At 61.9% G+C, this 13,836-nt stretch carries 13 protein-coding genes and 1 tRNA gene; 9 read left to right on the top strand and 5 right to left on the bottom strand.

Features of this window, described 5'->3' with window-relative positions; translation table 11 throughout:
- The first annotated feature begins 3 nt into the window (after positions 1 to 3).
- Positions 4 to 2,940 carry a L,D-transpeptidase gene (locus tag RSO67_RS14690; RefSeq protein WP_315844254.1) on the top strand — a complete coding sequence of 979 codons (2,937 nt, stop codon included), beginning with the start codon at positions 4 to 6 and terminating at the stop codon, positions 2,938 to 2,940.
- 280 nt (positions 2,941 to 3,220) lie between these two features.
- Here RSO67_RS14690 and RSO67_RS14685 read toward each other — a convergent pair.
- Positions 3,221 to 3,305: transfer RNA gene (locus RSO67_RS14685), tRNA-Leu, on the bottom strand.
- Positions 3,306 to 3,482: 177 nt separating this feature from the next.
- On the opposite strand from RSO67_RS14685, the gene RSO67_RS14680 reads away from it, so the two are divergent.
- Positions 3,483 to 4,022, top strand: coding sequence for a disulfide bond formation protein B (locus RSO67_RS14680; RefSeq protein WP_315844033.1), 540 nt, complete (start codon positions 3,483 to 3,485; stop codon positions 4,020 to 4,022).
- Positions 4,023 to 4,053: 31 nt separating this feature from the next.
- On the opposite strand, the gene RSO67_RS14675 is transcribed toward RSO67_RS14680, so the two are convergent.
- The 3 genes from RSO67_RS14675 to RSO67_RS14665 all read right to left on the bottom strand — a co-directional run bounded on the left by RSO67_RS14675 (position 4,054) and on the right by RSO67_RS14665 (position 7,966).
- Positions 4,054 to 6,321 (bottom strand): TonB-dependent siderophore receptor, encoded by a 2,268-nt coding sequence (locus tag RSO67_RS14675; protein ID WP_315844032.1) that lies wholly within the window; start codon positions 6,319 to 6,321, stop codon positions 4,054 to 4,056.
- Between the two features lie 189 nt (positions 6,322 to 6,510).
- On the bottom strand, positions 6,511 to 7,575 hold the full coding sequence (locus tag RSO67_RS14670; RefSeq protein ID WP_315844031.1) for an AbrB family transcriptional regulator: 1,065 nt from the start codon (positions 7,573 to 7,575) through the stop codon (positions 6,511 to 6,513).
- 115 nt (positions 7,576 to 7,690) lie between these two features.
- Positions 7,691 to 7,966, bottom strand: a complete 276-nt coding sequence (locus RSO67_RS14665; protein ID WP_410001857.1) for a PsiF family protein — start codon at positions 7,964 to 7,966, stop codon at positions 7,691 to 7,693.
- Positions 7,967 to 8,161: 195 nt separating this feature from the next.
- On the opposite strand from RSO67_RS14665, the gene RSO67_RS14660 reads away from it, so the two are divergent.
- The 5 genes from RSO67_RS14660 to RSO67_RS14640 all read left to right on the top strand — a co-directional run bounded on the left by RSO67_RS14660 (position 8,162) and on the right by RSO67_RS14640 (position 11,523).
- The gene (locus RSO67_RS14660; RefSeq protein ID WP_315844030.1) at positions 8,162 to 8,683 is read left to right on the top strand and encodes a hypothetical protein; all 522 of its coding nucleotides are present in this window, start codon (positions 8,162 to 8,164) and stop codon (positions 8,681 to 8,683) included.
- Between the two features lie 78 nt (positions 8,684 to 8,761).
- Positions 8,762 to 9,148, top strand: a complete 387-nt coding sequence (locus RSO67_RS14655) for a CidA/LrgA family protein (protein ID WP_315844029.1) — start codon at positions 8,762 to 8,764, stop codon at positions 9,146 to 9,148.
- Positions 9,145 to 9,867, top strand: coding sequence for an LrgB family protein (locus RSO67_RS14650; RefSeq protein WP_315844028.1), 723 nt, complete (start codon positions 9,145 to 9,147; stop codon positions 9,865 to 9,867). The genes RSO67_RS14655 and RSO67_RS14650 overlap by 4 nt, the downstream gene beginning before the upstream one ends.
- A gap of 165 nt (positions 9,868 to 10,032) precedes the next feature.
- Positions 10,033 to 10,812, top strand: a complete 780-nt coding sequence (locus RSO67_RS14645) for a sulfite exporter TauE/SafE family protein (protein ID WP_068729255.1) — start codon at positions 10,033 to 10,035, stop codon at positions 10,810 to 10,812.
- A gap of 33 nt (positions 10,813 to 10,845) precedes the next feature.
- Positions 10,846 to 11,523 carry a DsbA family protein gene (locus RSO67_RS14640; protein WP_315844027.1) on the top strand — a complete coding sequence of 226 codons (678 nt, stop codon included), beginning with the start codon at positions 10,846 to 10,848 and terminating at the stop codon, positions 11,521 to 11,523.
- Between the two features lie 89 nt (positions 11,524 to 11,612).
- Here the strand turns inward: RSO67_RS14640 and RSO67_RS14635 are convergent, their stop codons facing one another.
- Positions 11,613 to 11,828 carry a hypothetical protein gene (locus RSO67_RS14635; protein ID WP_315844026.1) on the bottom strand — a complete coding sequence of 72 codons (216 nt, stop codon included), beginning with the start codon at positions 11,826 to 11,828 and terminating at the stop codon, positions 11,613 to 11,615.
- A gap of 134 nt (positions 11,829 to 11,962) precedes the next feature.
- On the opposite strand from RSO67_RS14635, the gene RSO67_RS14630 reads away from it, so the two are divergent.
- Positions 11,963 to 12,619 (top strand): DNA-3-methyladenine glycosylase 2 family protein, encoded by a 657-nt coding sequence (locus RSO67_RS14630; protein WP_315844025.1) that lies wholly within the window; start codon positions 11,963 to 11,965, stop codon positions 12,617 to 12,619.
- 116 nt (positions 12,620 to 12,735) lie between these two features.
- Entirely contained in the window at positions 12,736 to 13,830 is a 1,095-nt protein-coding gene (locus RSO67_RS14625) for a DUF2855 family protein (protein WP_315844024.1), read from the top strand.
- Positions 13,831 to 13,836 lie beyond the last annotated feature (6 nt).

The raw sequence follows: 13,836 nt of genomic DNA, 5'->3' as shown, positions 1-13,836 counted from the left end.
ACGATGAAGCAGGTCTGGAGGGCAGACGGCTATTCGCTTGGCGATCTCCTGTATTCCCTGCCGCTTGCGCCGTTGCAGAAGAAGAACATCGCCATCATCGACTGGAACCGGTCGGACAGCTTCCGGCGCGACGAGTCGCAGACAAACGTTGATGCCCTCAGCAACACTTTCGGCCGTGAACGCGACATTTCCGAGATTGCCAACTCGGCGATACACGAGAGCATGCACGGCAGTTCGTCGTCCGGCAGTCGGTCGTCCAGCTCCGGCGGGGGTATTTTTTTCCCCGTCCTTGGCTTTGGCTCGGCATCCGGCGGCTCGTCGGGCAGTTCGTCTGAATCGAGCCAGGACTCAACCAAAACACTGGCGGCGAGTTTCCTGAACAGTCTTCGCGACAAGACACAGCAATCGGCCAATTCCTACCGCGCCCAGCACATTACGGTGGTGCAGCAGATTGATCAGTCGGAGCGACAGACGATTGTTACCGAAACGGTCGCCAATCGTAACGCATGTCATGCGCTGACCATCCAGTACTTCGAGGTGCTGCGGCACTACAAAGTCGATTTCGAGCTGGCCTCCGTTCGCGAGTGCCTTTACATCCCGCTGCCGCTGGACGCCTTTGATAATGATAAGGTCAACAGGTGGCGTTCCTCGATCGAGAGGGGCTTGATCAACAGCGTTCACGTAGCAGGGATTCGGGCGCTTGAGCGAAGCGAGCATGGCGGACCCTTCCCAGACGGTCAGTTTGCTGACGGCAAACTGGAGAGACTAGGCGGCGAGATTTCCCTTCTGCTGGAATTCCGACTTCCCGCTGTTGTCGGCACGGCAGCAAAAGATGCGCCGGCGATGAATTTACCTCCCGGCTACGAGGAGTTGCAGCCATACCTGCAGTCCTGTCTCGCGTTGGAGCCCAAGGACCGAAATGACTTTTTCCAGAGCACCGTCGCCCCGATCATGGCGAGGAAGATTGTCGAGGGGCTGCATTTCTTCGCCTCCGACGCTTCGGATGCGCGTTTCGATTTGAATCTCAAAGCGGCGCTGGCGAGCCCTTACACTTATGGCCGTGAGCACGCGGTTAATATCTCTCTGCCCAAGGACTGGATATCTCCTCAGCCCCAGCGGAAAGCTGTCTCCTCGCTGGTCATTGAGAGCAGCGTGCTGATACCCGATGAAGCAGCGGTGGTGCTCAAGACGGCTGCGTTCAACTACAGCACACTAGGCGCCAACTTCGCCCTCGTTCCCCTGATCATGCCGAACCAGCGACTGTTGACGAACGCGGCTGGGCGCGTGGCCGCCAGATTAATGACGCCGCTCCAATATGAGGAAACCCGGGTTCTGAAGGTGGAAGATGAGGCAGCGATCAAAGCACTCGTCCGTCATCTGAACGAGAACCTGGAATATTACCATAAGGCGATCTGGTGGTTCATGGATCAGGACCGCCGCTTCACGCTGCTGGACAGCTTCATCGCGCCGCACTCGGGCGGCCGCAGCGTGGCCTCGGTCGTCGAGAACCGCCTGATCGGCATCATTGGCAACTGCCTGGTCATGCCGGTGGCCCCGGGAATCCGGCTTGATTATCTCAACGACGTGAAAAAGAACGACAAGCATACTTCCTCCGCCGGCACCGATGAACTGCTTGAAGCCTATCGGCCGCTGATACCGAACCCGGCCGTCAGGATTTCCGTTCCGACCAAAGGCGTGTTTGCCGAGTCGGTCATGGGGCGATGTAACGCCTGCGAAAAGATCGATAACTCGCGCAACTGGAAATACTGGGAGCATCGGCTGCCGGATGAACCGACGGCGATCGAGCCGATCTCGACGGCTTCCCGCAACCAGCCTGTCACGAATCCAACGGCAACGCCAATGACGGCGCCGATCATCAATCAGGTGCACACGACGATGCAGTCGGCGCCTGATCCGAGCGGCCTTGGCAAGATGCTCGAGGTTCTCGGCAATCCCAACACGTTCAGGGATATGGCCGGTCTTGCAGGAACGCAGCAAAGCGCCAGGGAAGCTTTGGCGTCCTCCTTCGAGACCACAGGCAAGTTCGGCGAACTCGCCGCCCAAGCGATGATGCAAGCGCAGGATACGATCATCAAAGCCGTGGCAACCTATCTCACAGGGGGAGCGGCGGCGGGGTCCTTCCTTGATTCTGCGCCCGGCATCAAGCAGTCGATCGGCAAGGATGTGAAGGCGGGCAGGATTACGCCCCAGCAAGGTCAGCAATCAATCGCGAAGCTGAACGACGCACTTGTCGACGCCTTTCAGCCCAACGGCAACCAAACGCTGTTTGATCACCCCGAGGTCTCCGACGCGGTCAACGCGGGCGTAAATCGCGGAGCGTCTTTGTCTTTGTCTCACGGTGGATCGCGCTTGGACATTGGTGAAGCGCCCGAGCAGGCCAGCTATGAATCGGACGGCGGATCAACGCCTCGTCGATCCTGGCCGCTTCGATGGCTGCTGCCCAGTGCGGAGGCCGCCTCGCCAAGACGTAATAGGTCGCAGGGGAAGCCCAAAACACAGTTGGCCCAGCTCGATTTCAAGCGTAACGGCGAGGGCACTCTGACCTTCGGCGGCCGAACCGTTCCCTGTCTCGGAATGCCTCTCGAGAAGTACCCGAAATTCAAGGACGTTGATAACATTACAGGTAAGCGAGACAAGAAGGGACATTATGCCGGTGGCTATAAGTTCGAAGTTTGGATAAGCCGGCATTACGTCGATGACCGGGGACAGCCCTTTCCAATGAAATGGGCGGTGACATTGAATGTCGCACACGGAATTTTTATTCATGAAGGCAAGCCTACGTTGAAGGCCAATGGGGGACCCTCGCACGGCTGCGTGCACCTCGACGAAGGGGACGCGAAGGACTTCTACGATTGGATCGATCGACCGACCCGAATTCAGACTTCCTACCCATGGCCTGGCCCGGGTCAACACAAGTAGCGGTGGGGTTAATCTCTAATCTGGTCCATACCATCTCAGCACCAGACGACGATTTGGAGGAAGAAACGCCACATGCCTCGCGACCATGCGGTCGCTGACGAGCATTCACCGGGCGGTTGCGGATCGGTGCTCTAGATCTTCGAGCGACCATCGGTTCTTGCTGATTGTTATTTTCGCGGCGCCGCTTGCCTTCAAATTGGCAAGGTGCGCGGTCCCCTGAGAAGCCGCAAGAAGCACCTGGCGACAACATGTTTGCTTTGCCGCCTATGTGCAGCGCGCTTGGTGCCCCTGGCCGGAATCGAACCAGCACTCCTTGCGGAACTCGATTTTGAGTCGAGCGCGTCTACCAATTCCGCCACAGGGGCATCCGGACGCCGGCCGGGGCCGGGGGTCGCGAAGCGGGCGGAATATAGCGGGCGCGGGCGGCGGGTCAACCTGCGGTTTGGCCAATAGGGCCGCCGCGCACACTCCAGTGTGATCGGGGCTGTCTCGACAGGGTGGTGGCCCCGGGATAGGACGCAACAGCCACTCCGGAGAGCACCGTGACTGCCCAGACCGCCCCTCAATCCACGCCTACCTCTGCGTCGTCAAATCCGGCGCTGGTCGCCGCACTGGCGGTCGGCCTGATCGCGCTGGCGACGCTGGCGGGAGCCTGGTTCTTCCAGCTGGTGCTGGATATCCGGCCGTGCCCGCTCTGTCTCGAACAGCGCTATGCCTATTATCTCGCGATTCCCCTGGCGGTGCTGGTGGCGATTGCTGCCGCCAGGGACGCACCGCGCGGCCTGCTTGTGACCGGCCTCGTTGTGCTGGCGCTGGCGGCGCTCGCCAATGCGGTGCTCGGCGGTTATCACGCCGGGGTCGAATGGACATTCTGGCAGGGGCCGACGGATTGTTCGGGTCCGGTGGTCGATCTCGGCAAGGCCGGCAGCCTGCTGGAGCGCCTCGACACCGTGAAGGTGATCCGCTGCGACGAGGTGCAGTGGCGTTTCCTTGGCCTGTCGCTGGCCGGCTACAATGTGCTGATCTCGCTGCCGATGGCGGCGATCGCACTGTGGGGCGCGGGCAAGACCGTACGGCGCTGATCCGCCGCCGGCCCTGCCTGTTGAGGCACCGCTACCAGCGATAGCGCAGCGTGCCGATCACCGTGCGTCCCTGGCTCAAATAGCAGTAGCCGGAATTGCAGACCGCAACCTGCTCGTCGGCGGCGTTGTTGGCGTTGATCGAGGCCTGATAGCCCGCAAACTTCGGTCCGAGCTTGGCGAGATCATAACGCGCGGCCAGATCGAACAGCGTATAGCCGTTGTTGCGTGAGGTGTTGTCGTTCGACGTCCAGGTCGCGTCGATATAACGGACACCGGCGCCGAGACCTAAGCCTTCGAGCGAACCGTTCAGGAAGGTGTAGTTCATCCAGCTCGACGCGGTGTGCTTCGGTGTCACCGCGGGGGTCTTGCCGAGCTCCGACGCGATTGAGCTCCTCGTGATCTCTGCGTCGGAATAGGTGTAGGCCGTCACCGTTTCGAGTTCGGGCGTGAGCCGTGCGCGTGCCTCGAATTCGAAGCCCTGCACGCGGATTTCGCCGACTGAGGCGTAATAGGCGATACCGTTGATGTAGCCGGCGAGCTTGGCGGCGTTCTTCTCCTTGAGGTCGTAGATCGATGCCGTGAGCAGCACGTCGGGCCGTGGCTGATACTTCACGCCGCCTTCGATCTGTTCGCCTTCGGATGGCGCCAGCACGATGCCGTCGAGGCCGAGCGAGGTCTCCGGCTGGAACGAGGTCGCATAGCTCACATAGGGCGCGATGCCGTTCTCGAAGTGATAGAGCAGGCCGGCGCTGTAGGAGAATGCACTGTCGTTGCGCGCGCCTGTGACGACGCCCGTATAGGAATTGGTTTGCGTGCGATCGGTCCAGTCCTGACGGCCGCTGAGCGACAGGTGCCAGTTGCCGAGCCGCATCTGGTCCTGCAGATAGACGCCAACCTGTTCCTGCGTCGAACGCGAACCGGACGTATAGCCCGGGGTTGGGCCGGCAATGCCGTAGACGGGATTAAGGATGTTGAGCGCATAGCCGGGATTCACGGCGCCCAGGCCGAGCTTGAAGTCCCAGGTATTGTGATCGTAGTTCACGCCGAACAGTGTGCGGTGGACGACCGGGCCGGTGGCGAAGTCGGCCTGCAGCGCATTGTCGGTCTGCCAGCTCGTCTGGTCGTCGCCGACGGCCACGGCACCGCGGTCATAGACGGTCGATGTCGGCGTCGCGAAGCTGCCGCTGACATAGCGCGATTCCGCATGCAGCACGCCGAATCGCGTGTGCTGGCGGAACGTGAAGACGTCGTCGAGGCGGTGCTCAAGCTTGTAGCCGACCTGCGCCTGCTGCTGTCGCAGATAGTCGTATTTCGGATCGCTCGAGCGCAATTTGAGCGTCGCGCCGTTGACGTTCACCAGCTGGCCGTCGCGATTGAGCATGGCGACGCTGGCGTCGGTTTCGTCCTTCTGCAGGATGGCATAGGCCGTCAGCGTGGTGTCGATGGTCGGTCGCCAGGTGATCGATGGCGCCAGCATCAGCCGCTCGTCGGCGATATCGTAATTGGTCTCGCCGGCGCGGCCGACGCCCACCAAGCGGTACAGCAGCGACTTGTCGGAATTGGCGCCGCCGATGTCGAATGCGGTCTGCATGCGGCCATAGGTGCCGCCTTCCAGTGAAATCTCGTTGACCTGATTCTCGACCGGGAATTTCGATCGGCGATCGACGAGGCCACCGGGGACAGACTGCCCATAGAGCACGGCAGCCGGACCCTTGATCACCTCGACGCTGTTGAGCTGATAGGGTTCGGTCCGGAATGTGGTGAAGCCGGAGGGGAACTGCTTCAATCCGTCGCGGAAGTCGCCGAGCGTCGTCGTCGAGAAGCCGCGGACATAGATCTGATCGAAACGCGGATCGTAACCGAAGCCGCCGGTGGTGACGCCGGCTGTATAACGAACCGCCTCCGGAATGCTGGTGACGCCGCGATCATCGAGTTCCTTGCGGTCGATGACGCTCACCGAACGCGGTGTGTCGATCAGCGGCGTATTCGTCTTCGATGCCGAGCTGGCCTGACCTGCGACATAGCTGTTGTTGTCGGCGCTATAGATGCGCTCATTGACCGATGGCGCGGGCGCAATCTGCGGCGTCGTCGCGCGTGCGCGCCGCGTTGCGCGTGCCGTTGTCTGCGATCTCGTTGCTGTCGTGCTGCGCGCGCGTTGCGGCTGCGGAGCATCCACCGTGACTGGCGGCAGGTTGGCCTGCGCGAATGCGTCGCGCGGAAGATCCGTCGCCAATGCCATCACACTGACGGTGCAAAGCAGTGCAGTCTGCTTCGTCGATTTTCTTGTTCTCAATTTCATTTCAACGCCTCGATGATGCTGGTCACGCCAGCTTGATCGAGCGTCTAACTTGATTGGTTCTTTGGCGCACTACGATGCGCGATAGAATACGTCTAGACCTTGCGATGCAGGCATCTGCAATCGCTGCAAGGCGCTCATATTTGTTAGATCAATTCCATTGTTTCGATCGGTGTCTGCGAAGATCGAAGATCAATCGTCGATGTCGTCCTGCGCCTTGCCGAACAGATGCACGATGCCGGGCGTGACGATCGAGACATAGATGAAGCGCGACAGATGATGCGCGCCGACGAACACCGGATCGATATGAAGGGTCAGCGCCAGCGCGAGCATGGCGTCCATGGCGCCGGGCGCGAAGGCGACGACGACATCGCTCAGTTTCACAGTCGTGGTCAGCGCGATGATCGTCACGAACACGGCAGAGATGGCGATGGCCACCGTGAATGAGCCGAGCGCGGCCCAGACATGGCTGAGAATGGTGCGCGGCGAGATCTTCCCGAAGCGCGAGCCGATCAGGCTGCCGATGCCGACGAGGGCGGTGATGTAGGCCCATTGCGGCAGCGTGCCGTGAACCCAGCCGGTGCCGTGCAGGACCGACGAGGCCATCATCGCGCCGAACATCCAGCTCGCCGGAAACTTGATCCATCGCATGAACAGCGAGACGGCGATGGCTGCGGCGGCGAGTTCGGCAAGCGCCAGCGGCGAGGCTTCCGGTCCGCGCGATGGCAGCGGGCCGTGACCCATCAGGCCGGTGGCGGCGAGCAGCAGCGGCACCATGCCGGTGAGGATGATGACGCGGAAAATCTGCACGACCGCGATGCCGGGCACGTCGGCATTACGCTCGGTGGCCAGCATGATGATCTGCGACAGCGCGCCGGGGCTGCCGGCCAGCAGCGCGGAGGTGCGGTCCCAGCCATGGACGCGCTGCAGATAGATACTGCTGCCGAAGGTGGCACAGAACGTGGCCAGCGCCAGCAGTGCGATGGTCACCGGATAGGCGCTGAGATTGTGCACCATCTCCGGCGACACCATCGAGCCGAGCGACAGGCCCAGTGTCATCAGGATGACATGGGCCATCGGCTGCGGCAGGCCGACTGGGCGGCCGAGGATGCCGTAGGCGGCGACCGCGATCATCGCGCCGGAGATCAGCCCGCCCGGCAATTCCGCCAAATAGAATAGCGCGCCGCCAATCGTGCCGATGACGAGCGTCTCAAGGGTGGTGCGGATCTGCAGGGAGCTGGGAAGAGCGATGGCCATTTGCACGGGAAGCTGAAGGAGCCCGCTTTATGGCAAAGTCCGCATCTGGCGACAAATGCGATGTGGTCTACCTGTCCCTCGCTTTCCGGGCGAGGGACAGGCGGATGACGAGAGTTTAGTTCGGTTTCGCGGTCTTCTTGCATTCCGAACGGAATTTGCGGCGGGCGTCGCCATGCAGGCCCTTCGCGTCAGCCTGTTTCGAACATTCAAGCGACGCCGCCGTGCGGGGCTTCTCGGCTGTCTTGTCGGCAGGCGCCATCTTGTCGGCGGGGGCCGCCTTGGCGGGCGCAGTCTTGGTGGCCGCCGGCGCAGGTGTCTGAGCGGTGGCCGCGCCGAGCAGGAGGAAGGAGGCGACGGCAGCGGTAGCTAGGCTGGAAGCGAATCGGATCATGGCAGCACCTCGAATTGAACAGGGAGGACAGGGTGGGCGCGCCGGGCTGAACGGCAGGTGAATGAGTTGAAATATATCTGACGGTGCGATCACGATAATTTTTCGCAGGGAGCTGCGATCTCGTTGCCACATGCAGCGGTAGCGATAGGATGCGGTCGTCCACTTTTACTTAGTGTAGCAAAGGGAGAGAACACCATGACGATGCCCGTCAAATTCGCCTGCGCGATTGCAATGTCCGGTTTTGCTCTGCTTGCCTTCAGTCCGGCCCATGCACTCACCGCGACTGAATGCAGTGCAAAATATCAGGCGGCCAAGACCGCCGGCACGCTGAACGGCCAGAAATGGAACGACTTCCGCAAGGCTGAATGCGGGACCGATGCCGCTGCGACGACGCCGGCCGCCGCGCCTGCTGCAACCGCGGCGCCGAAGGCTGCCGAAGCCAAACCTGCCGAAGCCAAGCCTGCGGCTACGCCGAAAGCTGCTGCAGCCCCCAAGCCGGCAGCGACAACAGCTGCGGCTCCGTCAGGCCCTGCCACCTTCCCGTCGGCGGTCGATCCGAAATACGCCAAGGAGACGGCTGGCAAGGCGCGGATGCACACCTGCGTGGATCAGTACAATGCCAACAAGGCCGCCAATGCCAATGGCGGCATGAAGTGGATCGAAAAGGGTGGCGGCTACTACAGCGAATGCACCAAGAAGCTGAAGGGCGCCGCCTGATCGGATCAGCCGTGCGCTGAGGTTGATCGACATCACTTGCTTCGCGGGCGATAACGATTCGTCATCCGCGGAGTCCCCATGATTGCCAGTCTGTCCCTGATCCTGCTGTGCCAGCTCGCTGGCGAGATCGCCGTGCGCGCTTTTGCATGGCCGGTGCCCGGCCCGGTGCTCGGCATGCTGTTGCTGCTCGTTCTGCTGTTGCTGCGCGACCGTGCCGTGCTGTTCGCGAAGGGGCCGCTGCAGGGCGGCGGGGTGGAGAATGCCGCCAAGGGCCTGCTTGCACATCTGTCGCTGATGTTTATCCCCGCCGGTGTCGGCGTGGTGCAGAAGCTCGATCTGCTGGCCGAGCATGGCACGGCCATCGTCGGCGTTCTGGCGATTTCGGTGGTGATCACGCTGCTGGTGACGGTGGCGACGTTTCTCGTCATCAGCCGGGTCATGACGCGCGGGCGAAGCGCGTCATGAGCGCCAATCCGTTCTCACTCTGGGTCTATCTCTCGCAGCAGCCGCTGCTGTGGCTGACCGTGACGCTGCTGGTCTATGCGACGGCGGATGCGCTGTCGCTGGCGACCGGCCGGCATCCGTTCGCCAATCCGGTGTTCCACTCGATGTGGATCATCGCCGTGTTCCTGCTGCTGACCGGGACGTCCTACACGACCTATTTCAGCGGTGCGCAATTCGTGCACTTCCTGCTCGGTCCGGCGACGGTGGCGCTGGCCGTACCGCTCTACGAAAATCGTAAGGTGGTGGCGGCGGCAATCGTGCCGATGCTGGCTGCGCTGGTGGTCGGCTGTGCCACGGCGATCGTCTCGGTCGTGTTGCTGGCGAAAGCCTTTGGCCTGCCGAACAACGTGGTGCTGTCGCTGGCGCCGAAATCGGTCACCGCCGGCGTCGCCATGGGCATCAGCGAGTCGCTCGGCGCTGACGCATCGCTGACCGCGGTGGCCGTGGTGCTGACCGGCATCATGGGCGCGATCATCGTCACGCCGATGATGAACCGCATGGGCATCACCGATTATCGTGCTCGCGGCTTTGCCGTCGGATTGGCGTCGCATGGGATCGGCACCGCACGGGCTTTTCAGGTGGATGCCGTGGCCGGCGTCTTCGCCGGCATTGCCATGAGCCTGAATGCGCTGGTGACCTCCCTGCTGGTTCCGCTTGCCGTCACCCTTCTGGTGCGCTGATGGTCACGACAGCGTTTTCCCGGCAGGCGGATTTGTGATGCTGACTGCATGGAGCCGGGCTGGAAAGGTCACTATGGTCACGCCGTTGCGCGCATGATCCGAACAAGTGGACACTGATTTTTTCGAAAGATCATGCTCAGATGAGAAGATGAGAATCAGCCGTTCATGATGACTGTGATGCAGGGGGCGCTCGGCCTGGCTTCGGGCGCACTGGTCGGCTTCTCGCTCGGCCTGGTCGGTGGCGGCGGCTCGATCCTCGCTGTGCCGCTGATGGTCTATGTCGTCGGCGTGCCTGAGCCGCATGTCGCGATCGGCACCAGCGCCATTGCGGTCGCGGCCAATGCGGCGGTCAATCTCGGCAATCATGCGCGTGGCGGCAATGTGCACTGGTCCTGCGCGCTGGTGTTTGCTGCTGCAGGAATCGCCGGTGCGCTCGGAGGCTCGATTCTCGGCAAGCAGGTGGACGGGCAGAATTTGCTGGCGCTGTTCGCGGTCCTGATGCTGGTGATCGCCGTGCTGATGCTGAAGACGCGCGCCCAGGTCGGCGAGCACCGCGTCGAGATCAGCATGTCGAACACGCCTTCGCTGCTTGCGCTGGGTCTTGTCACCGGCGCGCTGTCCGGCTTCTTCGGAATCGGTGGCGGCTTTCTGATCGTGCCGGCGCTGATGGCGGCCACGGGCATGTCGATCATGAGTGCGATCTCGTCATCGCTGGTGGCGGTCACCGCCTTCGGTCTCACCACGGCATCGAGCTATGCCTGGTCCGGGCTGATCTCCTGGAAACTCGCGCTGGTGTTCATTCTGGGCGGTCTGCTCGGCGGACTGTTGGGAACCAGCCTGGCGCGGCATCTGTCGCTGCGGCGGGGCGCGTTGAATACCGTTTTTGCGTCTATCATTATCGTCGTGGCGCTCTATATGTTGGCCCGCAACATCTACATCACCTGAGCGCTGGCGCATGATGCGTCTTCGGAGAACATCATGACCGCCGCAATCCGCGATACCTCGAAGACCGCCACGACGCGCCGCGCGGCGCTCGGGCTTTTCGGTGGCGCCATGCTGCTCGGCGCGTCCGGCAAGGTGCTCGCGGCATCTGGTGCCGCCAAGGACGAAGATGTCCTCAACGAAGCCGCGGTACTCCGTGATCCGGACATCCCGGCCGCAGGCAACCCGAAGGGCGACATCACTATTGTCGAATATTTCGACTATCAGTGCCCCTATTGCCGCAAGATCGCGCCTGACCTGCGTGCCTTGGTGAAGGAAGACGGCAAGGTTCGCCTGGTGTCGAAGGACTGGCCGATCCTGGGGCCGGTGTCGGTCTATGCGGCCCGTCTCGTGCTCGCGGCGAGATACCAGAACAAGTTCATCGAGGCGCAGGACGCCCTGATCAGCCTCGATACCAAACTGACCGAAGCGATTGCGCGTGACCGGCTTGCCAAGGCCGGCATCGATGTCGATCGCGCCGTTGCCGATCTGCAGAAGAATCAGGATGCGATCGTTGCCAAGCTGAAGCAGATCGACGAGCAGGCGACGGCTTTCGGCTTTAACGGCACGCCATCCTTTATCGTTGGCAAGTTCCGCATTCCCGGCCCGATCACCAAAGAACAGTTCGTTCTCGCGATCGCCGATGCGCGCAAAGCTGCGGCTGCGAAGAAGTAAGCTTCATCGGGTTCAGACAGAAAAATGCCCCCGCTCATCGGCGAGGGCATCTTTGATCGGCCTAACCAGTCTTCTCGTTGCTGATGTGCTTACGACTTCACCTGCGAGGTCAGCTTGGCCCAATCCTGCCTGGTGCGCGTCTTCAGCGCCTCCCATTCATTGGCAGCGACGTCCCAGTTGACGATCGTCCGGCGCTCCTGCGCCGTCTGGCCGTTCGCCACTGACGAGGTCGACATCGAATCGTAGATGTAAACGCCGATGCCCAGGATCAGTGCACCCAGGATCATTCCAAAAAACGTCCGCATGGCGGTAGCCTCCATTGAGCACGAATAACGCGATGTCCGGAGCTTTGGTTCCCGGTTGCATGGTGCGCTATTGCCGCAGCGCATTCATTGGCAGCATTGATCTTGCGGTCACGCCGTGGTGATCCTTGGGAATCATGACCGTTCATCTCACCGACCAGTCCGTGCTCGACGACGCCGTCATGGAGCTGGTGAAGCGCGACCCGCGTCTGAAACCGATCCTGGCCATGGCCGGGATGCCGACGCTTCGGCAACGTGCGCCGGGCTTCGAGGGGCTTGCGCAGATCGTCTGCGGGCAGCAGGTCTCGGTGGCATCGGCTTCGGCGATCTGGGGCCGCGTCTCCGGCGCCTTCTCGCCATTCGATCATCACGCCATCCGCAAGGCACGCACCGATCGCCTGGGCCGGCTTGGCCTGTCGGCGGCAAAAATCAAGACGTTGAAGGCGCTGGCGCGTGAACTCGCCGAGGAGCGGTTGAATCTCGACGTGCTCGCCGAGGAAGACGCCGACGCTGCGCATAACACACTGGTCGCATTGCACGGCATCGGTCCCTGGACGGCCGACGTCTATCTGCTGTTCTGTCTCGGCCATGGTGACGCCTGGCCCGCCGGCGATGTCGCCATTCAGGAATCCATCAAGGTCGGGCTCGGTCTCAAGGAGCGGCCGACCGTGAAGCAGATGGCACCGCTGGCAGAACCATGGCGTCCGCTGCGCGGTGCGGCGGCGCATCTGTGGTGGGCCTACTATCACGCCATCAAGAAGCGCGAAGGCGTGATCGGCAAGGTTACGACGTAGGACGGCCTGTCTTAAACGGCGTTTGAAACGGACGTTGTTTTAAACAACTCCGCTGTCGCAAAACAGACATTGGCGGCGGGAATGATCGCAGCAGCAAAACGCTGCGGAGTTCGAACATGAGTACATGCACGCAATTCAATGTCGCTAAGAATGATTTTCAAGGCACGGCGCTGGTGCAGATGTCGCTGCCACGGCTGGACGAACTGCCCGATGATTGCCTTCTGGTCGAGGTCGAACGCTTCGCCTTCACCGCAAACAACATCACTTATGCGATGCTGGGCGATGTCATGAAATACTGGCAGTTGTTCAAGGCGCCTGACGGCTTCGGCAACATTCCGGTCTGGGGTTTCGGCAGAGTGATCGCCTCGATGCATCCGCAGATCGCCGAAGGTGAGCGGCTGTTCGGCTATTTCCCGATGGCCTCGCATCTGGTGATCGAGGCCGCGGATGTCAGCAAGCGCGGCCTGCGCGATGGCGCGGCGCATCGGCAGGGCGTGGCGCCGGTCTACAATGCCTATGCGCGGGTAACGGACGATCCGGCCTTTGCCGGGCGCAATGGCGACTATCAAGCGCTGCTGCGGCCGCTCTTCATGCTCTCGTTCCTGGTCGATGATTTTCTCGCCGAGGAGGCCTTCTTCGGTGCACGCACTGTCATTCTATCCAGTGCCTCGAGCAAGACCGCCTTCGGTCTGGCGCATCTGCTGCACAGCAAGCGCAAACCGATTCGTGTGATCGGCCTGACCTCGGCGGGTAATGCCGATTTCGTGCGGTCGCTCGGCTGCTACGACGATGTCGTGCTCTACGATCATATCGATACGCTGCCCGCCGATCAGCCGGTGGCCTTCGTCGATATGGCGGGCAATGCCGATCTGCGCGGCCGGCTGCATCGACACGTCGGTGACCAGCTCGTTTATAGCGGGCGCGTCGGGCTCACCCATCAGGATGCGGCGGAGGATGAGGAGCTTCCCGGCGCCAAGCCCTCATGGTTCTTCGCGCCGGACCAGATCCGCAAGCGCGCCAAGGAATGGGGACCGGGCGGTATCGATACCCGGTTCAACGCGGCGTGGTCGGGATTCCTGCCGCTGCTGGAGCAGTCGCTCGAGATTGCCGAGAGCCGCGGCCCTGTCGCCGTCGAGAATATCTATCGCGATACACTGGCCGGCCGGGTGTCGCCCGATCAGGGGCATATGCTGTCGCTCGCGGACGGCTGATGGCGG

Origin of the sequence: Tardiphaga sp. 709 (assembly GCF_032401055.1) — a bacterium.
In the GTDB taxonomy this organism is placed as follows: domain Bacteria; phylum Pseudomonadota; class Alphaproteobacteria; order Rhizobiales; family Xanthobacteraceae; genus Tardiphaga.
This window is presented reverse-complemented; position numbering and strand designations above follow the sequence as displayed.

Coding starts and splice junctions, on each gene's coding strand:
- RSO67_RS14690 (WP_315844254.1), top strand. CDS start 4: ATGAAGCAGGTCTGGAGGGCAGACGGCTATTCGCTTGGCGATCTCCTG.
- RSO67_RS14675 (WP_315844032.1), bottom strand. CDS start 6,321: ATGAAATTGAGAACAAGAAAATCGACGAAGCAGACTGCACTGCTTTGC.
- RSO67_RS14670 (WP_315844031.1), bottom strand. CDS start 7,575: ATGGCCATCGCTCTTCCCAGCTCCCTGCAGATCCGCACCACCCTTGAG.
- RSO67_RS14665 (WP_410001857.1), bottom strand. CDS start 7,966: ATGATCCGATTCGCTTCCAGCCTAGCTACCGCTGCCGTCGCCTCCTTC.
- RSO67_RS14660 (WP_315844030.1), top strand. CDS start 8,162: ATGACGATGCCCGTCAAATTCGCCTGCGCGATTGCAATGTCCGGTTTT.
- RSO67_RS14655 (WP_315844029.1), top strand. CDS start 8,762: ATGATTGCCAGTCTGTCCCTGATCCTGCTGTGCCAGCTCGCTGGCGAG.
- RSO67_RS14650 (WP_315844028.1), top strand. CDS start 9,145: ATGAGCGCCAATCCGTTCTCACTCTGGGTCTATCTCTCGCAGCAGCCG.
- RSO67_RS14645 (WP_068729255.1), top strand. CDS start 10,033: ATGATGACTGTGATGCAGGGGGCGCTCGGCCTGGCTTCGGGCGCACTG.
- RSO67_RS14640 (WP_315844027.1), top strand. CDS start 10,846: ATGACCGCCGCAATCCGCGATACCTCGAAGACCGCCACGACGCGCCGC.
- RSO67_RS14635 (WP_315844026.1), bottom strand. CDS start 11,828: ATGCGGACGTTTTTTGGAATGATCCTGGGTGCACTGATCCTGGGCATC.
- RSO67_RS14630 (WP_315844025.1), top strand. CDS start 11,963: ATGACCGTTCATCTCACCGACCAGTCCGTGCTCGACGACGCCGTCATG.
- RSO67_RS14625 (WP_315844024.1), top strand. CDS start 12,736: ATGAGTACATGCACGCAATTCAATGTCGCTAAGAATGATTTTCAAGGC.